Consider the following 24237-nt stretch of genomic DNA (forward strand, 5'->3'; position numbering starts at 1 on the left):
TCGGATGGCGAGACTATGAGATATGAGATGAATCGGGTAGCAATCCATAATCGGGAGGAGAAGACTCAGATGGACAGCAGTGCGAATCAGTTGGTCCAGTCCGGAATAGCCGGACTGATCGAAGGAAAGGACTTAACACGGGAGCAGGCGCGGGATATTATGGGCGTCATCATGGAAGGGGCTGCCAGCCAGGCGCAGATCGGATCGCTCCTTACCGCACTGCGGATCAAGGGCGAGACGGTAGAGGAGATCACCGGCTTCGCAGAGGCGATGCGGGGCTTCAGCATGCATGTGGCAGCCGAGAACGCGCAGCTGCTCGATACATGCGGAACAGGCGGATCGGGGATTCATAAGCTGAACATCTCCACCATCTCGGCGATCATCGCGGCAGCGGCTTCCGTGCGTGTCGCCAAGCATGGCAACCGTTCCGCATCGGGCCGGACCGGCAGCGCCGACGTGCTGGAGGCGCTCGGCGTCAACATTTCGCTGGATGCGGAGCAGGCGAAACGCTGTCTGGATGATATCGGCATCTGCTTCCTGTTCGCACAGCTGTACCATCCGTCCATGAAGCATGCTGCGGCTCCGCGCCGTGAGCTTGGCGTTCGGACCGTGTTCAATATGCTCGGTCCGCTGACGAATCCCGCCGGCGCCGACAGACAGCTGCTGGGAATCTACGACCAGAGCAAGACAGAGACTGTCGCCACAGTGCTGAAGGAGCTAGGTTCCAAGCGGGCTCTCGTTGTCAGCAGCAATGAAGGGCTGGACGAAATCAGCATTTCCGGCCCGACGCGGGTGTCGGAGCTTCGTGACGGCGAAGTCAGCACCTATGAGATTACCCCTCATGATCTCGGGCTTCCCTGCCATCCGCTTGAGCAAGTTCTGGGCGGCGGACCGGAAGAGAACGCGGCGATTATTCGCTCCGTTCTCGCCGGAGATACGACCCCGTACCGGGATATCGTGCTTGCCAACGCAGGCGCTTGTATTTACGTATCCGGGCTCGTGGACAGTCTGGCGGAGGGTGTCCGGAAGGCCGCCGAAACCATCGATTCGGGCGCGGCCGCCCGCAAACTGGAACAGTTAATAGCCGTAACGGAGGAGCTTAAACATGTATCTCGATAAAATTGTGGCAACCAAGATCAAGGAAGTAGAAGAGCTTAGCCGGACTTTCTCCATCGCCGAGGCAGAGCAGGCGATCGCGAATCTCCCGGCAACCCGGGGATTCCTGCGGGCGCTTACAGAGAATCGGCAGCGGGAGATCGGACTGATTGCGGAAGTGAAGAAGGCTTCTCCTTCCAAAGGGCTGATCCGGGAAGATTTTCATCCGGTGGCGATCGCCAAGGCTTATGAACAGGGCGGAGCCGACTGCTTGTCCGTCCTGACGGATGCACCTTATTTTCAGGGAAGCGGCGATTATCTCCGGCAGGTGCGGGAGGCGGTGAGCCTTCCGCTGCTCCGCAAGGACTTCATTATCGACGAGAAGCAGATCTACGAAGCCCGTCTGCTGGGCGCAGACGCCGTGCTGCTGATCGCGGCCATCCTGACCCCGGCTGTGCTGTCGTCCTTCGCGGACACTGCGGCGGCCTTGGGGCTTGACGTGCTGCTAGAGGTTCACGACAGAACGGAGCTCGAACGGATTATGGAGACCGGAACCATAGAGAAGTCCCATGTGCTGCTCGGGGTCAACAACCGGAATCTGCATACCTTCGAGACCTCGCTCAGCGCTACGGCGGAGCTTGCGAAGCTGGCTCCTGCCGGCGTACCGCTCATCAGCGAGAGCGGAATAACAGGACCGGAAGATATTGCCTATCTGAAGATGGCAGGAGCGGCAGGCGTGCTCGTCGGAGAGTACTTTATGCGCCAGAATGACGTGCGGCAGGCGGTTGACAATTTGCTCGGCCCGGTACTGGGACGCGCAGGGAGCCGCAGCCATGACTGAAGCGCAGGTAAAAATCTGTGGACTTCAGGACGTTGAAGTGCTAAAATCTATGTTACGATTGCCAGTGGATTATATCGGCCTGGTCTTTGCTCCCAGCCGGCGGCAAATTACGGCCGAACGCGCCTCGGAGCTGCTCTCGCTGCTGAAAGACTGGGGAACAGGCAAGCCGCCTCTTGCCGTAGGAGTATTCGTGAATCCCGACATGGAAGAACTGGGCAGCGTGTTATCGCGCGTACCTCTCGGCGTCATTCAACTGCATGGTAGTGAAACGCCCGCCTTCTGCCGGGAAGTTAAGAGATCATTTCCGGGTGTGCAAGTATGGAAGGCGCTGCCGGTAAGCACAGATGGAGCGGATAACCATGGCGGTCCTCTGGAGAGCTATGCCGGAGCGGTGGATGCGGTGCTGTTGGACACGTATGATCCCGCGCAAGCCGGAGGCTCTGGCCGGACTTTTGCCTGGAACCTTGTTCCGGCGTACCGGAAACGGGCGCAGGAGATGGGCGTGCCGCTGTTCGTAGCGGGCGGACTGACGCCTGACAATGTAGAAGAGCTGCTCACGGATTACGGCCCTTACGGGGTTGACGTATCCAGCGGAGTGGAGACCGATGGAATAAAAGATATTGCCAAAATTACGGCTTTTATAGAAAGGGTGAAGCAATCATGATACAGGTGCCTGACGTGAATGGACGTTTCGGGTCCTTCGGCGGACGCTTCGTTCCCGAAACCCTTATGAATGCGTTGATTGAGCTGGAGGAGGCTTACGCGAAGTTTTCCGCCGATCCGGAATTTCAGCAGCAGGTTGCATATTTGCTGAAGCAGTACTCCGGACGCGAGACTCCGCTCTATTACGCTGAACGTCTCAGCGAGCATCTCGGCGGAGCCAAGATTTACCTGAAACGCGAGGATTTGAATCATACCGGTGCCCATAAGATCAACAATGCGATCGGGCAGGCAATCCTGGCGAAGATGATGGGCAAGAAGAAAGTCATCGCCGAGACCGGAGCCGGCCAGCATGGTGTCGCAACGGCTACCGTCGCTGCGCTGCTCGGGATGGAATGCAAGGTGTTCATGGGCGAGGAGGATACCCGCCGCCAGCAGCTCAACGTCTTCCGCATGAAGCTTCTCGGCGCTGAAGTCGTCTCGGTCACTTCCGGATCGCGCACATTGAAGGACGCGGGCAATGAAGCGCTCCGCTACTGGGTCAGCAATGTGGATGACACCTTCTATATCCTGGGTTCGGCGGTAGGCCCGCATCCGTATCCGATGATGGTCCGGAACTTCCAGCGGATTATCGGCGACGAGACGCGCCGGCAGATTCAGGAAGCGGAAGGACGTCTGCCGGATCTGCTCGTTGCAGCCGTCGGCGGCGGCAGCAATGCCATCGGGATGTTCTATCCGTTCCTGGAGGACGAATCGGTAGGTATGATCGGTGTCGAGGCTGCGGGCAAGGGAATCGACACGCCATTCCATGCCGCGACGATGAGCAAAGGCACTCACGGCGTATTCCAGGGCTCCATGAGCTATTTGCTGCAGGACCAGTACGGACAGGTGATTGAGGCCCATTCCATCTCGGCTGGTCTGGATTACCCGGGAGTTGGTCCGGAGCATTCCTATCTCAAGGATATCGAGCGGGTTCAGTATGTGCCGATTACCGATCAGGAGGCGCTGGACGCCCTCAAGCTGCTCTGCGTGACGGAAGGCATCATTCCGGCTCTCGAATCTGCGCATGCCGTCGCCCAGGTTGCGAAGATCGCCCCTACGCTGCCGAAGGATAACATCGTCGTAATCTGTCTCTCCGGCCGGGGAGACAAGGACGTGGAATCGATTATGGCCTACACGGAAGGGGAAGGTTTGAAATGACGACTGAAACGACGAACCGCATGGATCTGGCGTTCCGCAGCCTGAAGGAGCAGGGCAGAACGGCCTTGATTCCGTTTCTGACAATCGGGGACCCCGATTTCGAGACAAGCCTGGCTATAATCGCAGAGCTTGAAGCGGCCGGTGCCGACATGATCGAGCTCGGCGTTCCGTATTCCGATCCGCTGGCAGACGGACCGGTTATACAGCGCGCTTCCGCCCGTGCGCTCCGCAGCAATATCAATCTGCGGACCTGTATGGAGGCGGCGCGCAGAGCCCGCGAGTCGGGCAGCAAGCTTCCCTTTATCCTCTTCACCTATTATAATCCCGTTCTTCAAATGGGACTGGATACATTCTTCGCGGAGCTGGGCGATCATGAAATCAGCGGCCTGATTATCCCCGACCTGCCGGTTGAGGAGTCGGAAGAAATGCGCACCCGCAGCCGCGAAGCCGGGATCAATCTGATTCCGCTCGTCGCGCCGACATCCAGCGAGCGGATCGCGAAGATTGTGGACGGAGCGAGCGGGTTCGTCTACTGCGTTTCATCTCTGGGCGTGACCGGAGAGCGGGCATCCTTTCATCAGGATGTGGACCGGTTTATCGGATCGGTCCGCCAGGCGACCGATCTGCCGGTAGCCGTCGGATTCGGCATTTCGACGCCGGAGCAGGTTGCCCGGTTCGCAGGAATTTGCGACGGCGTAGTGGTGGGCAGCGCCATTGTCCGCAAGATTGAAGAGGTGATCTTCCTCCTTCAGGACCCGGCGAAACGCGGAGACGGACTGTTGCAAATCCGGAACTTTGTGTCACAATTAAGACCGTAACTATTGACATCACGTAGATTAATTCCGAGGAAAGAGGATCGCCATGAACCCGAAACCGCATATTGTAGACCTTCCGGTATACAAGCCGGGCAAGCCCATTGAAGAAGTACAGAAGGAATACGGGCTTCAGAAGGTCATCAAGCTAGCCTCTAACGAGAATCCGTATGGCTCTTCTCCCAGTGCCAAAGCCGCTATTCTGGCCGAGCTGGACAACTTGTATCTCTATCCCGACGGCTCCGCTGCGGAATTAACTTCCGCGGTGGCTTCACATCTGGGTGTCAAGGGCGAGAACATCATCTTCGGCTGCGGCTCCGATGAAATTATCGCACTGATTGCCCGCGCGTTCTTCCTGCCCGGCGACGAGACCATTATGGCAGACCAGACTTTCTCTGTGTATAAGAGCAATGCGGATATCGAAGGCGCGGTCGGCATCGAGGTTCCGCTCGTGAACGGAACGCATGATCTGGCTGCTATGCTGGCCGCCGTCACGGACAAGACAAAGGTCATCTGGGTGTGCAACCCGAACAACCCGACGGGAACCTTCGTGCCCGAAGCGGAGCTGATGTCGTTCCTGAACGCTGTTCCTGAGAGGGTCATGGTTGTTCTGGACGAAGCCTACTTCGAATATGCAACCGATTTATCTTATCCGGATGGCATCAAGCTGCTGGACCGTTATCCCAATCTGGTCGTTCTTCGCACATTCTCCAAAATATATGGATTGGCTGCGCTGCGTATCGGTTATGGGATCGGAAGTCCCGGAATAATCAAACTCATCAATCAGGTTCGCGAACCGTTCAATACGTCACGCATCGCTCAGGCAGCGGCTCTTGCCGCATTGGGGGACAAGGAGTATGTGAAGGAATGCCGACAGCTTAACGCAGACGGCAGATTACAGCTTCAGGCCGAATTTCAGCGTCTGGGATTGAATCATTTCCCCTCGCAGGGCAATTTCATCATGGTGGATGTGCGCGTTCCGGCTTCAGAGCTTTTCGAGAGCCTGCTGCGCAAAGGCGTGATTGTCAGAGCCGGACACCGGCTGTATCCGACCTGGATACGGGTTACTGTGGGTTCGCAGGAACAGAATAAGGCCTTTATCGCAGCGCTCGAGGCCGCGTTGATGGAGCAGGGAGTCCGGGCTTAGCCGGACCCCTGCAAGCACTTTACAGAAGGCGAGATGTTGTAACGACATGACGACTAAAATTTCTATATTCGGCGTCGGACTGATCGGCGGCTCCCTGGCGCTCTGCTTCAAGGGAAAGCCGGGGATAACCGTCGTCGGACATGCTCACAGGCCGGAATCAGCCGACAAATATGTGAGCAGAGGCGTAGTGGACAGTGCGACACTGTCTTTTGAGGAAGCTGCGCTGGATTCAGAGTTTATCTTTTTGTGCGTACCTGTAGGAATGCTTGAAGGATATATGAAACGTTTGAGCCGGCTTCCTTTGAAGAAAGGCTGCATTATTACGGATGTGGGCAGCACGAAAGGGAGTATTGCAGACTGTGCGGAGGCGCTGGACCTGCAGGACGTGCACTTCATCGGCGGACACCCCATGGCCGGTTCGGAGCGTTCCGGGGTTGAAGCGGCCTCGTCGCTTCTGTTCGAGAACGCCTATTACGTGCTCACTCCGCCTCCCGGCGTGTCCGAGGAGGCATACGAAGCGCTTAAGGCGCTGCTGGTACATACGAAAGCCCAGATCGTCCGGCTGGACCCCCATCGGCATGATGAAATCGTGGGAGCCATCAGCCATCTTCCGCATATTATCGCCGTTGCGCTGGTGAACCAGGTGCATGGGTATGACAGCGAAGATTCGCTGTACAGCACGCTTGCCGCCGGGGGATTCCGCGACATTACACGGATCGCTTCCAGCGAGCCCGTGATCTGGCGCGATATTCTGCTGAATAACCGTTCCGTGATGCTTCGGCTGCTCCAAGACTGGAATGAGGAAGTGTCGGCATTCGTCAGCATCTTGGAGAGCGGAGACGGAGAGGCGATCGAGAAGGCCTTCGAGGAAGCGAGCGGGTTCCGCAGCCGGCTTCCGGAGCGCCGCAAGGGGATGATCACTCCGCTGTTCGACCTGCATATCGACGTCCCCGATCACCCCGGCATTATCGGCCGGATTGCGACGGAGCTGGGCGACCAGGGCATCAATCTCAGCAATGTGCAAATTATCGAGAGCCGCGAGGATGTGCCGGGAATCATGCGGCTGTCCTTTCGACAGGAGAACGATATGGAGCGTGCCAAGGCGCTGCTGCAGCAGCGTGATTATACGGTATATGTGTAAAAGAGCTGATGAAGCCGGGCGGATGCCCGGCTTTTTTGGGCTGCAGGCCAAGCGGGGGTGCGGTGTTTGCGGCATACAACGGGTTAATGGCATACAGCGGGTTTACAGTAGAGAGCAGGTTTACAGCACGGAGCGGTTTTACGGCAGACAGCAGGTTTACAGCGGCGGGATACTGTAAGGCATGCAGCTGGTGGTTAGCGGGTATACGGCATACAGCATACAGCGGGTTTACAATACGGAGCAGGCTTACAGTACGGAACAAGTTTACAGTAGACAGTAGTTTTACAGAAGTTGGCATAGAGAAGGCACACAGCTGGTAGACAGCAGGTAGACAGCAGGTATACAGCATGCAAAAGGACTCAGGTGGCCCAAGCAGCTTCACGGCTGCGGTCACGGCCCAAAAGACAAAAAAAAAGACCGCTTTCAGAAAGCGGTCCTTGCTCATATAGAGCAACAGTTTTGGATAGGAGTGGAGAGAAACCATACTGTACTTTTATTATATGTATCCGTTTACAATTTGTCAACGCTTTCAAGGAAAAAAACTAAAAAATATTTCTGCTTATTCCTTATCATGTTTATCATCGGTAGATCTGGATGATTCAAGAAGATTCCATTCCCTCATCGCAATAAACCTGCAGCACCGAAAAACCGGCTATTTCGAGGCTAAAACAGGTTATCGTTCGGAGAAAAAGTCGGATAGAGCTGCCTGTTCCTGACGTCTGAACTCTATTAATGTCATTCCCTACCGAATTGTGGTACAATAGGAAAGGTATTTTTACAGAGTTTAAGATTCTTCTTACGTATGTCTATTCATACGTATTATCGTATCTAAACATCCGTTCCGATGAATATACATAGAAACCGAATGCGTGAAATCGTAATCCAATTTTTCAGAAAAAGCCGCAACCTTTGGAACCCGGCAGGGTATATATATTCAGCCGGGTATGACGTGCGATGGCGAGGAGGACCACACCCACCATGACGGATTCCCAACTGATCCAACTTATCAAACAGGGCGACACCGAATTGTATTCCGAACTTATGCGCAGGTATCAGCGCAAGATCTTGGCTTTCGTCTATCATATGCTGAAGAACTCTCAGATGGAGCTTATCGCAGAGGATCTCTGCTCCGAGACGTTCTACAAGGCATTCAGGAGCCTTCACTCCTTCCGCGAAGTCGACGCCTCTTTCTCGACCTGGCTGTATACGATCGCCCGCAATACCGTACTCAGCGAGCTGCGCAAGAACAGAGCCGGCAGTGTATCGCTGGAAGAAAGCGGATATACGCCTGTAGCTCCTATGGAAGTAGCTCCGGAGCAGGCCGTTCTGCGCAACGAGAGGATGAATCTGGTTCGCAAAGCGATCAATAACCTGCCCGAGAAGCAGAGATCGGCGCTGATTTTGCGTGAATATGACCAGATGGATTACCAGGAGATCGCTACGATTCTCGACCAGAGTGTGAGTTCGGTCAAATCGCTGCTCTTCCGGGCCAGAAGCAGTGTGAAGCTGCAGCTCGAGTCTTACTTCTACGAGCCTGCCTACGAGGAGCGGGCAGAGAGGATGAACAATTAATGAATTGTAAAGAAGCGCAGAGACTGATCCCGCTTCTTGAAGATTTACCGAAAGGATCTCCGGAAGCGGAAGCGTTCATGCGGCATGTCTCCGGCTGTTCCTACTGTACGGCGGAATGGGAGCTGTGGCAGGAGGGCAGCCGGCTGATCCGCGAAATGAAGACCGTTGTCAGTGATGAACGGGCTGAGGCGATCAATGCCAGAGTTATGGAACGCATATATCTGGAGAGCCCGTGGCTGATGCCGGGAGACGGCAAATCGCCGGGACGGCCCGGCATTTTTCGCAGACGCATCAGTATATGGATCGCCTGTTTTCTGGCCGTATTTCTCTGTAGCTTCCTTTATTTCACCATTTTCCAGACACCGGACAATACAACCATGGCGCAGACCGGGATTGTTCCAACCGGGGTCGCCGGTTCACTGGACAACTGGACATCGGTCTATCCGGTATCGTCGGGCGCTACTGAAATTATCGAGCCGCTGGTCGTCAGCATGGACCCGACCCATCCCCAGTACTGGATGATTCTGTCCAGCCTCGGTATCTTTCTGTCCATTGTTTCGCTAACCCGGCTTAACCGTTACCGCAGGCATTGAAAGAGCTCTCCCTGTTCATGGAAGAGCTCTTTTGCTGTTCATTTGGGTACATCCATGATAAAGTTAGTTAAAAAATAGGGGAAGGGATGGGAGTTCTCATGTTGATTGGCTTGATTCGCCACGGACAGACCGATTGGAATGTCGTTGGCCGCATTCAAGGACAAAGCGATATTCCGCTGAACGACGTAGGCCGGAGGCAGGCTCATATGCTGGCAGACCGGCTTCTGGAGGAGCCTTACCGCTGGGACGGCTGCATTACAAGCGGTCTGTCGCGCGCACAGGAGACCGGCGAGATTATTGCGGCGAAGCTCGGCATCCCGCTCCTTGAGCCTGACTGCCGTATACGCGAGCGTGCTTATGGTCAGGTCGAAGGGCTTACGGCCGCAGAACGCGAGAGCAGATGGGGCAAGGAGTGGAACCTGCTGGACGTCGGGCAGGAGAGGGATGAAGAGCTTCAGGCCCGTGCCTTGGCCTTTCTGGAGGATCTGTCAGCCAATAATCCGGAGAAGAGCATTCTAGTGGTCTCCCACGGCGGATTTCTGGCGCAGCTGTACACAGCACTGTACAAAGACAAATATACCGAACGCATCGGCAACCTTTCCCTGACCATACTGGAAAAGAAGGAAAATGACTGGAATCCTCTGCTGTACAACTGTACCCGCCATATTCTGCAAAACCAGCCGTAACCCGAAAAATTTCGGGTTATTTTTTTTGCGGAAACTGGAATAAAAAAAGCCAGCATTCCCATAATGGTATTAAAACAGCGAGGCGATGTAGATGAATCTGGCGGATATGCTGAGCTATGCGGACATGAGCCAGCTTACGGCCATTGCGGGCCGGTACCGGTGTGAATGCAGGCCGAACTCGAAGCGGGATCTGATTCAGACGCTGCTCCACACACTGGGCAGCAGGGATTTCATGACAGCCCAAATCAGAGACTGCTCGCTTTCGGACTTGAGGTTTTTAAACACTCTCCTGTTTGATGAAAGAGGTTATTTGGCACTGGAGGATTTGCTGGCCGCCGCCCGTGCAGCGGCTTTCGAGACAACTGATTCGCACGGCGGCTATCGCGATATCGTGAATCGTTTCAAGAACGGCGGCTGGCTTTTTAACGGAACATCCCAACAGACGAGGTATTTGTACCGGGTTCCCGCGGATTTTAAGGAAAGATTTCGGGATGCGATGGCGATCCGGATCCGGGAAGAGCTGCATAAATGCAGTGAGCCCGAAATGTACCGGGAAGAAGGCGGTCTTGCGGCCGCCGATCTCCTGACACTACTGCGTTTCGTCATGGAGAATGAACCCGAGATCAGCACGGATGGCGCTATGTACAAGAGAAGCCAGCAGCAGCTGATGAACGCGCTGCATATCCCGGAACCGCTGCTGTCCAAGGGCGGCTGGCGGTTCGGTTACGGCAGAGCCTGCGAGTTCTATCCGCCCCGGCTGGCGCTCCTGTACGATTATGCCAGACATCGTCGCTGGATCGCCGAAGAGGGCCAGAAGCTCCGGCTGACGACCGGCGGCTCCCTGGTTCTGGAGGAAGCAAAAGCCGAATCCATGTTGCAGATATTCACCTTTTGGTTAAGACTTTATAAAGGTGCTATTCCAAATCTTACATCGCTCGTCTATTGGATCGGCGTTGCTGCGGGAGAATGGGTGACCGTAGAGTCGCTGAACGCCTCGCTGGGCTGGCTGATCAAGCCGTTCTATTACGACGATGCGGGCATGATTATGGAGAAGCGCATCCTTCGTATGATGCTGCATCTCGGCATGCTTAGAGCAGGGGAGACGGCAGCGGGAGCCGCCGTCAAAATGACGGCATGGGGGCTGGAGAAGGCGGTTGTCAACAAACCGGTTCTTATATAGCCGTCCATGCGGCGCGCAGGTCCTTGCTGCTGATAAGCCCGCCTTATGCCAAAAGGAGGGGGACTACTTGCGGATGTCATATGGAGCCTACATACTGCAGCTTCATCCATCCGTCTTTACAGCCGAAGGAGTGAAGAACATAGGCGACTTCTGCGGTGACACGGGTCGACTATAGATTTCACACGAAGGCGAAGAGGAGAAATGAAATCGTTCCAGTCATCATCCAGCGAACGCTGCAGGGTAGGCAGAGGCGTAATATTAGGATTGGGCGCAATAGTGTTGAACGGTGCGACGGTTGGTGAATATGCTTTAATAGGGGCCGGTTTGGGAGCTTACGGAACAGGACCAGGAGCGGACGGCCCGGACTTCGGCCAGCTGCCTTGAACTTGGGAAAACATATGCAGAAACATAAACAGCGGAGGTGTATTCGAATGGACAAAATGAAGGCAACCTATGAAGTGATGTTAGGGCTCGCGGCAGAAATGGTGTGGGACGAAGCGCTGCGCAAGCGCCGGTGCGACATCTTGTACCGGGAGATTGACACGGCGCTGGCCATGGGAGACGAAACGGCATTCCGGAATCTTACAGAGGAACTAAAAAGCCTGGCTTAGGGATCAAAAGTGCGAAGGCGCTTACCTCCCCTTAAAATAGGAGTGGACATACGGCGGAATGACCTGCCCGGGCGACAGGGGCGGGTCTTTTTGCTGACCGAATAATCAGGAAATATGCCGTGCTGACAACAAGCAAGGACAAGCAGGCCATTCTGAGGATTAACAGGAGGGCTGCCATGACAAGATAGGGCAATGCTTGATAACGCTGTTTGTTTATGGCTTTCTTTCATGTAAAACCCATCGTCCGCGCAGCGGCTTGCGAAACAAAAAGCAGAACAGTAGAATAGAAATTATAGGACGAACCTGATCGGATAGCGGTCAGGTTTTTATTAAGCCGGGGAGGAGTAAGAGAGTGTCGAATGCTGTACATATAATGGACAAGGTGTTGATGAGTCGGCCTTTTGTCTGGATTCTGCTGGCGGTCAATACGCTTGGAACGATTTACGGCTACATATGGTACGGCAATCAGCTGTCATATACGGCCGGGAATTACCCCGTCTGGCTGCTTCCGTTCGTACCGGATAGTCCGACTGCCAGCCTATTCTTCACACTGGCTCTGCTGCTGCTACTATTCCCTCCACGCTCTGCCTTTGGCGTTGCGGTTCGCGCACTGGTGGAGGCGCTGGCTGTTGTAACTTCGGTAAAATACGGAATCTGGGCGGTTGCTATTATTATCGCAGGCGGATACCAGGGCGGAACCATCGACTGGCAGGATTGGATGCTGATGGCCTCGCATGCCGGGATGGCTGTAGAAGCGCTGCTGTACGCCAGATTTTTTATTTGCCGCAAAATGATTCCGATTGCGCTTCTGTACACTCTGCTTAACGATACGATGGACTATGGCTTCGGCATTTATCCATGGCTTCCGTCCACACTCATTGATGATGTCGCGCAAGTGCGCAATTTCACCTTCCTGTTGACGCTGCTGAGCGCTTCCGCCGCCTGGCTGGCGGCGGAAGCCTCGGAGCGCCGGAATCTCCGGAGTCGCAGCCGCATGTTCTAGACCCTGTCCCTCTGCATAAGATGAAGGCAGGAGGGATGTCTCATGCGGCGGAGAATATGGGGAATGGTGCTGGCGCTGGGAGTTCTGCTTGTGTCGCCGGTATTTACGGCAAGCAGAACGCATGCGTTGGATTGGAGTACATTTGTGGCCTCGGACAAGTCAGGACAAACCTTGGAATCCGCAGCTCCGGAACCAGCTAAAGCGACGGACGGCAGCGCGGAAGAACCTGCCCAGCGTCTGGAGGATATGACGGAAGCTCTGTACCGGTACGCATCGGAAGGCGATGTCAATAAAGCCAGGGCGACAGCGGAGGCCATCTCGGCTCTGTTCGCTTCATCTTCCTTTGGTGACCGTACCTCAGTGGAAGGAATCAACGCTCTGTCCGGCACGATCATTGACATGAAGACCGCGATGAACGCTGTCAACATGCAGCCTGACCGTTGGATATCGGCTGCGGCCCGGCTAAGGCTGGCTGTCAACAGTCTGAATCATGCCCGGCAGCCGATGTGGATGCAGTACTACAAACTGATGCTGGAGGACATGAAGGAGATGGAGCGCGGAGCGGCGGCAGGGGACTCCTCCGGCTGGACAACCGCCCTGAAGAGCCTCAGGGTGCGCTATGACCTGATTCGCCCGGCGGTGCTGGTCGACCGGAGAGATGTGGAGGCCAACCGGTTCGATGCGTGGCTCTCTTTCGCTGAAGGGCTTGGAGCGGGGAAGCCCGCACCGGGACGGGAAGAACGAGTCGGCGCGATCTCGCATGGAAGAGAAGCCGTGCGTGCGTTGTTCGGCAAGGAGAAAGATGAGCCGACGCTGTCAACACCCCTTGCTCCGAAGAATTACGGAATGGCGGGCTGGCTTGCCGGCGGGTTCATTTTGGCGGCTCTGGCTTATACCGGCTTCCGGAAGTACAAGGGAGAGCGGGATCGTTGGAATCCGCTATAGCGGTTCCTAAAGACTGGAAGAGCGATAACGGAGATTCGGTCGGTGAAAGTCTCTTACCTTGCAGACAGCTTCCGTTTCAGAATGCAAGTCTCCAGACAAACTTTCAGACAAACTTCAAGACAAGCCAAAACCGGCCGCAGGGACCGGTTTTGGCTTGTCTTGGCTTTAGACTGTAAGTAAGCTTCACTCTTCACGGAAGCCTTCGCCATGCACATCATGCACATCGCTAATAATAACGAAGGCCCTGGGATCTACCGATCTGATCAACTGGCTGAGGCGGCGGATCTCCTGTCTGGAGACGACGCAATAGGCGGTATACTTGGACATTTTCGAATAGGCGCCAATGGAAGGGATCAGCGTGACTCCGCGTTCCATATCTTTTGTGATCAGCTCGGCGATTTCCTCTCCGTGATCGCTGATGATCATAAACGCCTTGGCGGCATACGCGCCTTCCTGAATGAAATCAATCACCCGGGAGGCAATAAATACGGCCACCAGCGTATAGAGGATTTTTTCCTTAGGTATGTAGAGCAGCGAAGAGCCGATAATGAAGACATCGGTCACCAGAATGATTTGTCCCATACTCCAGCCGAACTTCCGGCTCAAAATGCGGGCGACAATATCGACGCCGCCGGTTGTCCCCCCGAAGCGGAAGACAATGCCAAGGCCCAGTCCAAGCGTAACCCCTGCATAGAGCGAAGCCAGGATGAAATCATGCTCGGTCTGAAAGGGCATGATCCAGCCCCGGGAAATCAGATGCTCAAACAGCCACAGGAAGAACGACAGAGAGCCAATCCCAATGCCGGTATAGACGATCTGACTGGACCCCAGCATTTTCCATCCGAGCAGGAACAGTGGCAGATTCAGCAGCAGGGTTGTCAGAAAGACCGGAATGCCGAAGCCGTAATTCAACAGGATGGTGATACCGGTGACCCCGCCTTCCATCAGTTGATTGGGGATAATAAAATATAAGAGTGCGAAAGCATATACCGCAGTCCCAAGCATGATGGGGGCGGTCGTCTTAAAGAAGGGTCTTAGCTTCTCGAGTTTCATAGGTTCCTCCGTGAGCCGTAATACCGGCAGTTTTTCTCCGATTGCGAAAAAGTATACTTTATTGAAGACAAATCCCGGAATTAAGGATAAATGCCTGGCGGCGTCCTTTAGCTTATATTTCAAAAAAGGTTTGTCTTCAAAACGTCTTTACGATAACATAGGGGCAAACGAAAAGGCAATATGCGCCAGGAGAAGGAGCGTTAGAAATGGAGAAAAGTCTGGCCGAAATCCAGCGCGAAGTCGACGCTTATATCTCCCAGTTCAAAGAAGGCTACTTCAGTCCACTCTCCATGCTTGCGCGCATGTCGGAGGAAGTCGGGGAGCTTGCGCGGGAGGTCAATCATTCCTTCGGCGAGAAGCCGAAGAAGAAGGACGAGCCCGAGAATTCCATAGAGCTTGAGCTTGGCGATATACTCTTCATCACGGTATGCTTCGCCAACTCGCTCGGCATCGATCTGACACAGGCCATGGACAAGGTCATGCATAAATTCAACACCCGCGATGCGGAACGGTGGACGAAGAAGAACGCGGAGTAAGCCCAAAGCATATGATGTAACATATGACGGAGGGTGGTAAGCATGAATCCGGGGGATTATGTGAGTGAAGCGTACCGGTGTATCCTGCGGAGCGATTTCGAGGAAGCGATCCTGTGTTTTGAGGCCGCCATCGCGGCTGAACCGCATAACCCGGAGGTTCGGTACCGCTGCTCGATTACGTATGCCCGCAGCGGGCGGCTGGAGAAGGCGGCCGAGCACGCCAAGGCAGCGGTGAAGCTGGATGGGGCCAAACCGGAATACCGGCTGCATCTCCAGCATCTGCAGGCCATGATGCATGTCCAGGAGGCCAGAGTGCTGCTTGAAGAGAAGACGGGCCTTGGAGGCAATCCATACCGGCCGATCACGCTGCTGCAGGAAGCCGTAAGACTGGACCCGCTGTACGGCGACGCCTATGTCTGGCTTGCCATCGCGCACAGCCGGATGAATGAGCATCTGCCGGCCATCGCAGCCATGAAAGAAGTGATTGCGCTGCATCCCGGTGATGAAGGATTGATGGCATTAATGAAGGATCTCCAGAAATCACTGCAGCAGTATATGAAGTAATTAAACGACAGACGAAAGCGGGGGCTAAAGACAAATGGACAAGAGAATCAGAGTTGTAGTATCAGGAGCAGGCGGAAGAATGGGCAAAGAGGTCGTCAAGCTGGTGCTTCAGGACGAAGAGCTGGAATTGGCCGCCGCTGTTGACCGTTCTTCCATGGGAAAAGACGCGGGAACTCTTGTGGGACTTCCCGAAGCGGGAGTCACAGTAACGGATGATTTGGACGCCGCTTTGTCTGCCGGAGCCGATGTGCTTGTTGACTTCACGATTCCACAATCCGCATACGCGAACACGGCGGCGGCGATCCGTCACGGCGTGCGGCCGGTCACCGGTACAACAGGCTTCACACCGGAGCAGATCGACGAGCTGGACAAGCAGTGCCAGGAGCGGGGCATCGGCGGATTGATCGCACCCAACTTCTCGATCGGGGCTATTCTGCTCATGAAGTTTGCCGCGCAGGCGGCGAAGTACTTCCCACACCTTGAAATCATCGAGTATCATGGAGATCAGAAGCTTGATGCACCTTCCGGAACCTCCATCAAGACGGCTGAGATGATCGCTGAGGTTCGCAAGGAGCTGCGGCAGGGCAATCCGAACGAGGAAGAGATCCTGGAAGGAGCGCGCGGAGGATATTATAACGGCTTCCGCATCCACAGCGTCCGTCTGCCGGGCGTATTCGCCCAGGAGGAGGTTGTCTTCGGCGGTGACGGACAGTCGCTCAAGATCCGCCATGATTCCTATGAGCGGGCAGGATACATGCCGGGAGTCAAGCTGGGCATCCAGAAGGTTATGAGCTATACGGGATTGGTTTACGGATTCGAACATTTTATTGAGTAGACGGGGGAGAAGACGCAAATGAAGATCGCATTTATTGCGCATGACAGAAAAAAAGACGAAATGGTTAACTTTGTGACCGCGTATGAGCATGTATTTGAAGGACATGAGATGTTCTCGACCGGAACAACGGGCGAGCGCATCATGGAAGCAACGAGCCTGAAGATTCACCGCTTTATGTCAGGCCCGCTCGGCGGCGATCAGCAGATCGGCTCCCTGGTTGCCCAGGATGAGCTGGATCTCATCATCTTCCTGCGGGACCCGCTGATGGCGCAGCCGCATGAACCGGACATTTCCGCCCTGCTTCGTCTGTGCGACGTATACGGCATTCCGGTCGCCACGAACATCGCGACTGCGGAAATTCTCGTCAAGGCGATCGACCGGGGCGACTTCGCCTGGCGCGAGCTGGTGCATAAGTACAAGCCGGGAGTCGATCCGGAATGAAGCTTGACATCCTCGTGATCGGAGCGCATGCGGATGACGCGGAGATCGGCATGGCCGGCACCATCGCGAAGCATGCAGCTGCGGGGCTCAATGTCGGCATCTGCGATCTGACCGCTGCCGAAATGTCCTCCAACGGTACCGTGGAGAGCCGGAAAGCGGAAGCGGAGCATGCAGCCGAGGTGCTTGGCGTTGCCATGCGTTCCAATCTCGGACTGCCCGACCGCGGGCTCCGGCCAAGCGAGGAGCAGATTGATGCCGTAACGGCGGAAATCCGCCGCTGCTCGCCGTCCATCGTATTCGCACCTTTTCCGGAGGACAGGCATCCCGATCATGTGGCATGTGGCCGGATTGTGGAGGAGGCGGTATTCAACGCCAAGCTTCGCCGGTATATGCCGGAGATTCCCGCTGTTCCGGCGCCCCAATTGTATTTTTATTTCATCAACGATCTGGGACGGAGTGATCTGCTGGTTGATGTGACCGATTGCTACGGCTTGAAGGAAGCCTCCCTGTCCTGTTACATCTCCCAGTTTCAGAAGACGCCGGGAGAGGATATTGTATCCACTCCGCTGAACGACGGCTACATTGAGCGCGTCCGGGCCAGAGATATGCTTCTGGGCCAGCGCAGAGGTTTTACATATGCGGAAGGATTCGCCTCGAAGCTTCCGTATGCAGTCGATTTGTTCCGGGTATAGCGAACGAAACCAGTCAAGCACCCGCCGGCGTTCCTCAGCAGCGCCGGCTGTTTCATGGAGTAAGCCCGATAGCCTCACCAGTCGGCGCGGCGTAAGGTCGGGCCACCTATAGATGACAAGAATAAAGGAGACGGACCTATGGACCGGCTGTTAAAAATAGGAATTACCTGTTATCCGTCTCTGGGCGGCTCAGGCGTCGTAGCCACAGAGCTTGGCAAGCTGCTCGCGGAAAAAGGACATGAAGTTCATTTTATCACCCACAGCATCCCGTTCCGCCTGGGAACGTTTCAAAAGAATATTTTTTACCATGAGGTGGAGGTCAATGATTACTATGTCTTCCGCTATCCGCCTTATGATCTGGCGCTTGCGACCAAAATGGCGCAGGTCGCCAAAATGGAGAACCTGGATCTCTTGCATGTGCACTATGCGGTTCCGCACGCGGTATGCGCCTTCCTCGCCAAACAGATGGTCGGCGGCCAGGTCAAGGTCGTAACGACGCTGCACGGCACGGATATTACCGTACTGGGACAGGATGAATCGCTGAAGGACCTGATCCGGCTCGGCATCAATGAGAGCGATGCGGTAACGGCGGTATCCCGCGATCTCATCCAGGAGACAAGACGGGCACTCGATATTACGGCACCTATTGATCTCACTTACAATTTCGTTGACAAACGGGTATATTACCCGAGAGATGTAGCCGGTCTGAGAGAGGATTTCGCGGAGCCTGATGAAAAAATTCTGATGCATATTTCCAACTTCCGTCCCGTGAAACGGGTCTCGGATGTGGTCGATATATTCGCCAAGGTCAGCGGCCGGATTCCCGCGCGTCTGCTGCTTGTAGGGGAAGGGCCGGATCTTCCGAAGATCCAGGCGAAGATCGCCGAAATGGGACTGGAGGACAAGGTACGCTTCCTCGGCAAGCAGGATGAAATCGCTCAGGTGATTTCACTGGCCGATCTGCTGCTGCTGCCCTCCGAGAAAGAGAGCTTCGGGCTTGTGGCGCTGGAGGCGATGGCCTGCGGTGTGCCGACTGTCGGTTCGCAGGCCGGGGGCATTCCCGAGCTTGTTCAGCACGGAGTTACCGGCTATCTGGCGCCGATCGGGGATACAACCTCGATGGCGGATTATGCCGTCCGGCTGCTCTCTGACGAGAAGCTTGCGAAGCAGATGCGTGAAGCCTGTCTGAAGCGTGCGTGCCAGGATTTCTCCAAGGATGTCATTACCGACCAGTACGAGAACATTTATTACCGCGTCCTGGGCCGTCAGATAAGCGGTGCGGTCCGCTGAAGAAAGGGAGCCGTGACAGAATGAAGTGGACAATGGCGGACCCCCTGATGGCGGAAGCCGCGTCAAGGATTGTGAACACGCTGGAAGGCGCTGGTTATGAAGCCTACTGGGTTGGCGGCTGCATCCGCGACGAGCTGCTGGGCCGTCCCGTTCACGACATGGATCTGACGACCTCGGCTCGTCCCGAGCAGGTGCTGGCGCTGTTCCCAAGATGTGTGCCGACCGGGCTGCAGCACGGCACAGTGACGGTAGTGGAGGAAGGCTATCCCATTGAGGTTACGACATTCCGGACGGAGAGCGGCTACGCCGACCACCGCCGGCCGGAGAGCGTTACCTTTGTGGCCGATGTGACGGAAGATCTGCGAAGACGGGACTTCACGGTCAACGCCATCTGCATGGGGCTTGGCGGCGCCCTCATCGACCCCTTCGGAGGTGCGGAGGATTTGGCGCAGCGGCGCATTCGCTGCGTCGGCTCGGCAGACGAGCGCTTTGGCGAGGACGCCCTCCGCATGCTGCGCTGCATCCGCTTCGCCTCGACGCTTGATTTTCGCGTCGCGAAGAACACGTGGCGCGGCCTGCTGCGCCGCCGTCATGAGCTGGCGCACATCGCCGTAGAGCGCGTCAATGCGGAGCTGACGCGCATCGTGGAAGGCCCCCGCCCGCTGCGGGGGCTGGCCATGCTGGCGCGCAGCGGGCTGCTCGCGCGCGGCAAAGCCCCGTTCCCCTGGGACGCGGACCAGCTTGCGGCAGCCGCCGCAAGCCTTACGCGCATCGGGGAACTGGATAGCGCCCGGCTGCGCTGGGCGCTGCTCCTCCATGCCTTGGGCTCGCCGGCCGAAGAGGCCGACCGGCTCATGCGGGCATGGACGTTCCCGGGGGCGGCCCGCAAGGATGCCGCCCGGGTGCTGCGGTTCCGCGAGGCGTGGACCGCGGAGGGAGAGGCGGGGCCGGATGACGGCCCCGCAGGCTCCAGGCGGCGGTTCATCGCCGCCGCCCTGACCTTCGGCGCTGATGCGGCCGAAGGGTGGCTGGATGTGCTCGCCGCGCTGCCAGGCGGCGAGGAGGGCGCGGGCCGGGTGGGGGCCGCGCGGGCATGGCTCGCCGGCATGCCGGTGCGCAGCCTGGCGGAGCTGGCGCTTGGCGGCGGCGAGCTTGCCGCCGCGCTGGAACGGCGGCCAGGGCCTTGGCTCGGCAGCTTGCTGCAGGAGCTGCTGCTGGCGGCCGCCGAGGGAAGCGTCCCGAATGACCGGGACGCGCTGATGAGACAAGCGAAGAGGATGGAGATCGAGTGAGCGGATACGAGAACACCTTCTTATCGGGGGAAGAAGCGGAGGAACGCCGCCGGGCTGGCTGGGGAGGACTGCTGCGCCGGGTGGACACGGTAGTCTCCACGCAGGAAGCCGCCAAGGAGCTGGCGGAGCAGGGAGCCCCGGAAGGAACGGCGGTCATGGCAGAAGAGCAGACCGGCGGCAGAGGCCGGCTGGGGCGCAAATGGCATTCGCCCAAGGGCAAGGGGATCTGGATGAGCGCGGTGCTCCGCCCATCGATTCCGCTCCAGCTTACGCCGCAGCTGACGCTGCTTGCCGGTGCGGCGGTTTGCGCCGCCATCCGGCGGGAGACGGGCGTGGATGCCGGGATCAAGTGGCCGAACGATCTGCTGGTGAACGGCCGGAAGCTATGCGGCATTTTACTGGAATCCTGCGCCTGGCCAAGCGGCTTGCAATACACCATAGCCGGTATCGGCATCAGTGCAAACCTGACGGAAGAAGATTACCCGGAAGAGCTTCGGGAGATCGGCACCTCGCTGCTGATCGAGAGCGGGCAGGAGATAGACCGGGAAGAGCTTGCCCGGGCTGTTCTGAAGGAGCTGGAGACGCTCTACGGCGTATATCTGGAGCAGGGGCTTGATCCGATCGCCGCGCTTTGGTCGGAAATGTCGGTTACGCTAGGCAGACGAGTAATGCTGCGGACGCCCGAGGGGCCTCAGGAAGGCACTGCGCTCCGTCTCGAAGAGGATGGAGGACTTGTGGTTCGGCGCCGGGATGGGGAGACTGAGACGCTGTACGCCGGCGAAATCGCCCTGATCTGACATGTTGTTCCACAGCTTGTCATATTTTTTGCGTGTATTTACGGGAGGTATTTGATATACTGTTGTCAGGAGGCGGTATCGCAAGCGAACTGCACTCCGGCGAGTAATGATGAATTACAGGAAGCGCAGGCCTCACCTTCATGGAGGACAGGCGGCGGGTTCCACTTGGTAACTGGATCGACGGTTACGCCAGATTCTGCTCTGAGCCGCAAGGACCGAGACAGAAGGGACGATCGCGAGTGACTCTTTTTTGCCCTTCGGACCTTTTTAGCGGATACGCTAAAAGGTTTTTTTGTTTGCGCGAAATAAGCGCAGGGGACTCGCAAAAGGGGAAAAAGAAATGACTGTCAAACAAGCGTTAAACATTGTGAAGCTGAAGAAAATGAAGGCGGAGGGCGTTCCGCTCAGCATGCTGACCGCATACGACTACCCGTCCGCCGCGCTGGCCGAAGAAGCCGGGGTGGACGTGATCCTGGTCGGCGATTCGCTGGGCAACGTTGTGCTGGGGTACAATTCGACGCTGCCGGTCACCATTGACGATATGGTGTACCACACCCGGTCGGTTGCCCGCGGAGCGGAGCATACCTTTATCGTGGCCGACATGCCGTTCATGACGTATCACGGCAGTATCGACGTCACGCTGGGTCATGTGCGCCGCCTCATTCAGGAAGGACACGCCCATGCGGTCAAGATGGAAGGCGGTCTTGAAATTTGTTCCGCCGTCTCCGCCATCGTCTCCGCCGGGGTACCGGTGCTAGGCCATATCGGACTTACGCCGCAGTCGGTCAATACAATTGGCGGCTACCGGGTGCAGGGCAAGGACCCTGAAGACGCCGTGCGGCTGATGAGAGAGGCGAAGGCGCTGGAGCAAGCGGGGGCCTTCGGCATTGTTCTGGAGCTTGTCACCGAAGAGGTGGCGGAAGCCATTTCACGGGAGCTGTCCATCCCGACAATCGGCATCGGCGCGGGGCGCTACTGCGATGGACAGGTGCTGGTCTACCATGATATTTTGAAATATACCTCTTCGTACAGAGAGAAACGGTTCGTCAAGACATACGCCGATATCGGAGGCGTGATCAAGGACGCAATCGGCCAGTATGTGCAGGATGTGAAACAGCGCGCTTTTCCGGAAGAACGGCATGTATTCGGCGCTGATGAAGAAGTGCTGCACACATTATACGGCGCTGCCGGAAAAGGGGCGAGATAATATGAAAGTCGTTAGAACGGTTGAACAGCTTAGAGAATCCTTGGGTCAGCTTCGGAGCGAAGGACGCGGTCCCGTCGGACTGGTTCCGACGATGGGCTTTCTGCATGAAGGCCATGCCAGCCTGCTTCGCCGGGCGAAGGAAATCTGCGGCATTGTGGTCATGAGCATCTTCGTGAATCCGATTCAGTTCGGGCCCGGCGAAGATTATGAATCCTATCCCCGTGACGAGATTCGGGATCTTGCGCTTGCGGAATCCCGGGGGGTTGATATTGTATTTATTCCCTTGGCCCAGGAAATGTATCCGAAACCGACCCGCACCAAAATCAATGTCTCCGGCCTGACGGACAAGCTCTGCGGCGCTTCCCGTCCGGGACACTTCGACGGCGTCACAACCGTTGTGACCAAGCTGATTAATATGGTGCAGCCTGACTATGCATTCTTCGGCCTGAAGGACGCCCAGCAGGTAGCTGTGCTCACGCAGATGGTCGAAGATCTCAATATGAACGTTACGATTGTGCCCTGTCCGCTCATTCGTGAGTCCGACGGGCTGGCGCTCAGCTCCCGCAACGTGTATCTGTCCGCTGAGAAACGCCGCCAGGCGCTTGTTCTGTCACGCTCCCTCCGGGAAGCACGGGCTGCGATCGAGGACGGCCGGGTCGTTACCGCGAGCGAAGCCCGCGAGCTGATCGTATCCGTGATTTCGGAATCGCCGCTGGCGGATATCGACTACGCCGATATTTTGAGCTTCCCGGCGCTTGAGCCCCTCGATGCCGATCTTCCGCTCACCCGGGCGGAGGGAGAGATCATTATGGCGCTGGCTGTCCGTTTCGGCCGCACCCGCCTGATCGACAATATCGTCTTCACGCCGAAGGAGGTAGCTGCACTTGTATAGACATATGATGAAGTCCAAGATACATCGGGCTACGGTGACCGAAGCCAATCTGAATTATGTGGGCAGCATCACGATCGATGAGGATTTGATGGAAGCGGCCGATCTGCTCGAGAACGAGAAGGTTCAGATCGTGGACAACAATAACGGCTCGCGTCTGGAGACCTACGTCATTCCCGGCCCCCGGGGCAGCGGAGTGATCTGTCTGAACGGCGCAGCGGCACGGCTGGTGCAGCCGGGCGATACGGTCATCATTATCTCCTATGCCATACTGTCCAAGGAAGAGCTTGAAGGCCACAAGCCGATCGTTGTGTTTGTGGACGGGAACAACAAGCCGGTGAAGCTTGAGCACAAGGAGCTTCATGCAACAACGGCCTGACAGGGCTTCTTCTTACGCATTAAGCAATGTCTGCCACGCATGAAAGGGTCCCTCCGGGCGAACAATGAAGTCAGGCAAGCCGCACTGATTTTATTATCGGCAAGGAGGGACCACCCTTATGTTTCAACAGATGTTTGCCGAAATGAAACACATGCTGACCGACATTGCAAGGGAGCTGCCCGGCTCCGAGGGTGCAAGGCGCCAGGACCTTCTGGGCAAATACCGGATGCTTCGGAACCTCAGCGACGAGGCGCTTGACGAATGGCTGGCCTTTGCGGAGGCGCTAAGCCTGTTTCGCCAGAATATCGGAATTGAGGAAGAGCAGGGGGAAGCGCAGCACGCTCCCGATGCCGGACCCATGACGGAAGATCCTTCCGAGATGGAGAATTTTGTCCGCGGGCAGGGCTATTACAAGCTCCTGATGTATCCCAAATGCATCGAGCAGTTCAAAGTCGTTCTTGCCCGCTACCCCGACCATCCGGCGCCGAGATTATACCTCGCCATGTCCCATCTCTATCTGGGCGATACCGCCGAGGCATGGGAGCATCTGAAGCATATGCTCTCCGTGGTTCAAGGAAGGAAGCTGAAGGCGCATATTTACAATGCTATGGGCTGTATTGCAGCTTCCGGACGGCGCTTCGACGAGGCCAGGGAATTATTTTCACTTGCGCTGAGATATGATCCCGGTTTTCCAGAACCTGAGCGCAATCTCCAGGTATGTACCAGGGGCAGCGGCGAGCTTGAATTCGGAAGCCAGCTTGTCTCTCTGCTGTGAA

At 56.4% G+C, this 24237-nt stretch carries 27 protein-coding genes; 26 read left to right on the forward strand and 1 reads right to left on the reverse strand.

Translation table 11 applies throughout. From position 1 onward, the window contains the following. Nucleotides 1-69: 69 nt before the first annotated feature. From trpD to KIH86_RS04790, 14 genes are all read left to right on the forward strand, one after another. Nucleotides 70-1119: an anthranilate phosphoribosyltransferase gene (trpD, locus tag KIH86_RS04725; RefSeq protein WP_223087688.1), complete on the forward strand. Its 1050-nt coding sequence runs from the start codon at nt 70-72 to the stop codon at nt 1117-1119. Beyond that, nucleotides 1106-1936: an indole-3-glycerol phosphate synthase TrpC gene (gene trpC / locus KIH86_RS04730; protein WP_223086593.1), complete on the forward strand. Its 831-nt coding sequence runs from the start codon at nt 1106-1108 to the stop codon at nt 1934-1936. Before trpD ends, trpC begins: the two co-directional genes overlap by 14 nt. Continuing rightward, complete coding sequence (locus tag KIH86_RS04735; protein WP_223086595.1) at nt 1929-2600, forward strand: phosphoribosylanthranilate isomerase; 672 nt, start codon at nt 1929-1931, stop codon at nt 2598-2600. Before trpC ends, KIH86_RS04735 begins: the two co-directional genes overlap by 8 nt. Beyond that, on the forward strand, nt 2597-3796 hold the full coding sequence (trpB, locus tag KIH86_RS04740; RefSeq protein ID WP_223086598.1) for a tryptophan synthase subunit beta: 1200 nt from the start codon (nt 2597-2599) through the stop codon (nt 3794-3796). The genes KIH86_RS04735 and trpB overlap by 4 nt, the downstream gene beginning before the upstream one ends. Then, nucleotides 3793-4614 carry a tryptophan synthase subunit alpha gene (gene trpA, locus KIH86_RS04745; RefSeq protein ID WP_223086600.1) on the forward strand — a complete coding sequence of 274 codons (822 nt, stop codon included), beginning with the start codon at nt 3793-3795 and terminating at the stop codon, nt 4612-4614. Before trpB ends, trpA begins: the two co-directional genes overlap by 4 nt. 43 nt (nt 4615-4657) lie before the next feature. Next, entirely contained in the window at nt 4658-5755 is a 1098-nt protein-coding gene (gene hisC, locus KIH86_RS04750) for a histidinol-phosphate transaminase (protein ID WP_223086602.1), read from the forward strand. A gap of 46 nt (nt 5756-5801) precedes the next feature. Then, nucleotides 5802-6896 carry a prephenate dehydrogenase gene (locus tag KIH86_RS04755; protein WP_223086604.1) on the forward strand — a complete coding sequence of 365 codons (1095 nt, stop codon included), beginning with the start codon at nt 5802-5804 and terminating at the stop codon, nt 6894-6896. Between the two features lie 978 nt (nt 6897-7874). Then, nucleotides 7875-8468 carry an RNA polymerase sigma factor gene (locus KIH86_RS04760; RefSeq protein WP_223086606.1) on the forward strand — a complete coding sequence of 198 codons (594 nt, stop codon included), beginning with the start codon at nt 7875-7877 and terminating at the stop codon, nt 8466-8468. Next, nucleotides 8468-9061: an anti-sigma factor gene (locus KIH86_RS04765; protein ID WP_223086608.1), complete on the forward strand. Its 594-nt coding sequence runs from the start codon at nt 8468-8470 to the stop codon at nt 9059-9061. The genes KIH86_RS04760 and KIH86_RS04765 overlap by 1 nt, the downstream gene beginning before the upstream one ends. 98 nt (nt 9062-9159) lie before the next feature. After that, nucleotides 9160-9747 (forward strand): histidine phosphatase family protein, encoded by a 588-nt coding sequence (locus KIH86_RS04770; protein ID WP_223086611.1) that lies wholly within the window; start codon nt 9160-9162, stop codon nt 9745-9747. A gap of 91 nt (nt 9748-9838) precedes the next feature. Then, entirely contained in the window at nt 9839-10927 is a 1089-nt protein-coding gene (locus KIH86_RS04775; protein ID WP_223086615.1) for a hypothetical protein, read from the forward strand. A gap of 431 nt (nt 10928-11358) precedes the next feature. Then, on the forward strand, nt 11359-11538 hold the full coding sequence (locus tag KIH86_RS04780; protein ID WP_038697011.1) for an IDEAL domain-containing protein: 180 nt from the start codon (nt 11359-11361) through the stop codon (nt 11536-11538). A 373-nt stretch (nt 11539-11911) separates the two neighbouring features. After that, nucleotides 11912-12541, forward strand: a complete 630-nt coding sequence (locus KIH86_RS04785) for a DUF1405 domain-containing protein (RefSeq protein WP_223087690.1) — start codon at nt 11912-11914, stop codon at nt 12539-12541. A gap of 42 nt (nt 12542-12583) precedes the next feature. Further along, nucleotides 12584-13486, forward strand: a complete 903-nt coding sequence (locus tag KIH86_RS04790) for a sporulation protein YpjB (protein WP_223086618.1) — start codon at nt 12584-12586, stop codon at nt 13484-13486. 183 nt (nt 13487-13669) lie between these two features. Here the strand turns inward: KIH86_RS04790 and KIH86_RS04795 are convergent, their stop codons facing one another. Next, nucleotides 13670-14539, reverse strand: a complete 870-nt coding sequence (locus KIH86_RS04795; RefSeq protein ID WP_223086620.1) for a YitT family protein — start codon at nt 14537-14539, stop codon at nt 13670-13672. A gap of 206 nt (nt 14540-14745) precedes the next feature. On the opposite strand from KIH86_RS04795, the gene KIH86_RS04800 reads away from it, so the two are divergent. From KIH86_RS04800 to KIH86_RS04855, 12 genes are all read left to right on the forward strand, one after another. After that, nucleotides 14746-15075, forward strand: a complete 330-nt coding sequence (locus tag KIH86_RS04800; protein ID WP_038697007.1) for a nucleotide pyrophosphohydrolase — start codon at nt 14746-14748, stop codon at nt 15073-15075. A gap of 42 nt (nt 15076-15117) precedes the next feature. After that, a complete protein-coding gene (locus KIH86_RS04805; protein ID WP_223086623.1) occupies nt 15118-15639 on the forward strand; it encodes a tetratricopeptide repeat protein in 522 nt (173 codons plus the stop codon). A gap of 34 nt (nt 15640-15673) precedes the next feature. Continuing rightward, nucleotides 15674-16474 (forward strand): 4-hydroxy-tetrahydrodipicolinate reductase, encoded by an 801-nt coding sequence (dapB, locus tag KIH86_RS04810; protein ID WP_223086625.1) that lies wholly within the window; start codon nt 15674-15676, stop codon nt 16472-16474. 18 nt (nt 16475-16492) lie between these two features. After that, nucleotides 16493-16915 (forward strand): methylglyoxal synthase, encoded by a 423-nt coding sequence (gene mgsA / locus KIH86_RS04815; RefSeq protein WP_223086628.1) that lies wholly within the window; start codon nt 16493-16495, stop codon nt 16913-16915. Then, on the forward strand, nt 16912-17607 hold the full coding sequence (gene bshB1 / locus KIH86_RS04820; protein ID WP_223086630.1) for a bacillithiol biosynthesis deacetylase BshB1: 696 nt from the start codon (nt 16912-16914) through the stop codon (nt 17605-17607). Before mgsA ends, bshB1 begins: the two co-directional genes overlap by 4 nt. Before the next feature lie 138 nt (nt 17608-17745). Next, nucleotides 17746-18897 (forward strand): N-acetyl-alpha-D-glucosaminyl L-malate synthase BshA, encoded by a 1152-nt coding sequence (gene bshA / locus KIH86_RS04825; RefSeq protein ID WP_223086633.1) that lies wholly within the window; start codon nt 17746-17748, stop codon nt 18895-18897. A gap of 20 nt (nt 18898-18917) precedes the next feature. After that, nucleotides 18918-20189 (forward strand): CCA tRNA nucleotidyltransferase, encoded by a 1272-nt coding sequence (locus KIH86_RS04830; RefSeq protein WP_223086635.1) that lies wholly within the window; start codon nt 18918-18920, stop codon nt 20187-20189. Next, nucleotides 20186-20986 (forward strand): biotin--[acetyl-CoA-carboxylase] ligase, encoded by an 801-nt coding sequence (locus tag KIH86_RS04835; protein ID WP_223086637.1) that lies wholly within the window; start codon nt 20186-20188, stop codon nt 20984-20986. Before KIH86_RS04830 ends, KIH86_RS04835 begins: the two co-directional genes overlap by 4 nt. A 340-nt stretch (nt 20987-21326) precedes the next feature. Further along, complete coding sequence (gene panB, locus KIH86_RS04840) at nt 21327-22193, forward strand: 3-methyl-2-oxobutanoate hydroxymethyltransferase (protein WP_223086639.1); 867 nt, start codon at nt 21327-21329, stop codon at nt 22191-22193. 1 nt (nt 22194) lies between these two features. Further along, a complete protein-coding gene (gene panC / locus KIH86_RS04845) occupies nt 22195-23085 on the forward strand; it encodes a pantoate--beta-alanine ligase (protein ID WP_223086641.1) in 891 nt (296 codons plus the stop codon). Beyond that, entirely contained in the window at nt 23078-23461 is a 384-nt protein-coding gene (panD, locus tag KIH86_RS04850) for an aspartate 1-decarboxylase (protein ID WP_223086644.1), read from the forward strand. Before panC ends, panD begins: the two co-directional genes overlap by 8 nt. Before the next feature lie 118 nt (nt 23462-23579). Then, a complete protein-coding gene (locus KIH86_RS04855; protein ID WP_223086646.1) occupies nt 23580-24236 on the forward strand; it encodes a tetratricopeptide repeat protein in 657 nt (218 codons plus the stop codon). The last annotated feature ends 1 nt before the right edge of the window (nt 24237 follow it).

The sequence above is a fragment of the Paenibacillus sinensis genome (assembly GCF_019904155.1).
Lineage (GTDB): Bacteria > Bacillota > Bacilli > Paenibacillales > Paenibacillaceae > Paenibacillus_AQ > Paenibacillus_AQ sinensis.

What these genes read in the sequence shown, in the direction of transcription:
- trpD (WP_223087688.1), top strand. Translation starts at nt 70, where the DNA reads ATGGACAGCAGTGCGAATCAGTTGGTCCAGTCCGGAATAGCCGGACTG.
- trpC (WP_223086593.1), top strand. Translation starts at nt 1,106, where the DNA reads ATGTATCTCGATAAAATTGTGGCAACCAAGATCAAGGAAGTAGAAGAG.
- KIH86_RS04735 (WP_223086595.1), top strand. Translation starts at nt 1,929, where the DNA reads ATGACTGAAGCGCAGGTAAAAATCTGTGGACTTCAGGACGTTGAAGTG.
- trpB (WP_223086598.1), top strand. Translation starts at nt 2,597, where the DNA reads ATGATACAGGTGCCTGACGTGAATGGACGTTTCGGGTCCTTCGGCGGA.
- trpA (WP_223086600.1), top strand. Translation starts at nt 3,793, where the DNA reads ATGACGACTGAAACGACGAACCGCATGGATCTGGCGTTCCGCAGCCTG.
- hisC (WP_223086602.1), top strand. Translation starts at nt 4,658, where the DNA reads ATGAACCCGAAACCGCATATTGTAGACCTTCCGGTATACAAGCCGGGC.
- KIH86_RS04755 (WP_223086604.1), top strand. Translation starts at nt 5,802, where the DNA reads ATGACGACTAAAATTTCTATATTCGGCGTCGGACTGATCGGCGGCTCC.
- KIH86_RS04760 (WP_223086606.1), top strand. Translation starts at nt 7,875, where the DNA reads ATGACGGATTCCCAACTGATCCAACTTATCAAACAGGGCGACACCGAA.
- KIH86_RS04765 (WP_223086608.1), top strand. Translation starts at nt 8,468, where the DNA reads ATGAATTGTAAAGAAGCGCAGAGACTGATCCCGCTTCTTGAAGATTTA.
- KIH86_RS04770 (WP_223086611.1), top strand. Translation starts at nt 9,160, where the DNA reads ATGTTGATTGGCTTGATTCGCCACGGACAGACCGATTGGAATGTCGTT.
- KIH86_RS04775 (WP_223086615.1), top strand. Translation starts at nt 9,839, where the DNA reads ATGAATCTGGCGGATATGCTGAGCTATGCGGACATGAGCCAGCTTACG.
- KIH86_RS04780 (WP_038697011.1), top strand. Translation starts at nt 11,359, where the DNA reads ATGGACAAAATGAAGGCAACCTATGAAGTGATGTTAGGGCTCGCGGCA.
- KIH86_RS04785 (WP_223087690.1), top strand. Translation starts at nt 11,912, where the DNA reads ATGGACAAGGTGTTGATGAGTCGGCCTTTTGTCTGGATTCTGCTGGCG.
- KIH86_RS04790 (WP_223086618.1), top strand. Translation starts at nt 12,584, where the DNA reads ATGCGGCGGAGAATATGGGGAATGGTGCTGGCGCTGGGAGTTCTGCTT.
- KIH86_RS04795 (WP_223086620.1), bottom strand. Translation starts at nt 14,539, where the DNA reads ATGAAACTCGAGAAGCTAAGACCCTTCTTTAAGACGACCGCCCCCATC.
- KIH86_RS04800 (WP_038697007.1), top strand. Translation starts at nt 14,746, where the DNA reads ATGGAGAAAAGTCTGGCCGAAATCCAGCGCGAAGTCGACGCTTATATC.
- KIH86_RS04805 (WP_223086623.1), top strand. Translation starts at nt 15,118, where the DNA reads ATGAATCCGGGGGATTATGTGAGTGAAGCGTACCGGTGTATCCTGCGG.
- dapB (WP_223086625.1), top strand. Translation starts at nt 15,674, where the DNA reads ATGGACAAGAGAATCAGAGTTGTAGTATCAGGAGCAGGCGGAAGAATG.
- mgsA (WP_223086628.1), top strand. Translation starts at nt 16,493, where the DNA reads ATGAAGATCGCATTTATTGCGCATGACAGAAAAAAAGACGAAATGGTT.
- bshB1 (WP_223086630.1), top strand. Translation starts at nt 16,912, where the DNA reads ATGAAGCTTGACATCCTCGTGATCGGAGCGCATGCGGATGACGCGGAG.
- bshA (WP_223086633.1), top strand. Translation starts at nt 17,746, where the DNA reads ATGGACCGGCTGTTAAAAATAGGAATTACCTGTTATCCGTCTCTGGGC.
- KIH86_RS04830 (WP_223086635.1), top strand. Translation starts at nt 18,918, where the DNA reads ATGAAGTGGACAATGGCGGACCCCCTGATGGCGGAAGCCGCGTCAAGG.
- panB (WP_223086639.1), top strand. Translation starts at nt 21,327, where the DNA reads ATGACTGTCAAACAAGCGTTAAACATTGTGAAGCTGAAGAAAATGAAG.
- panC (WP_223086641.1), top strand. Translation starts at nt 22,195, where the DNA reads ATGAAAGTCGTTAGAACGGTTGAACAGCTTAGAGAATCCTTGGGTCAG.
- KIH86_RS04855 (WP_223086646.1), top strand. Translation starts at nt 23,580, where the DNA reads ATGTTTCAACAGATGTTTGCCGAAATGAAACACATGCTGACCGACATT.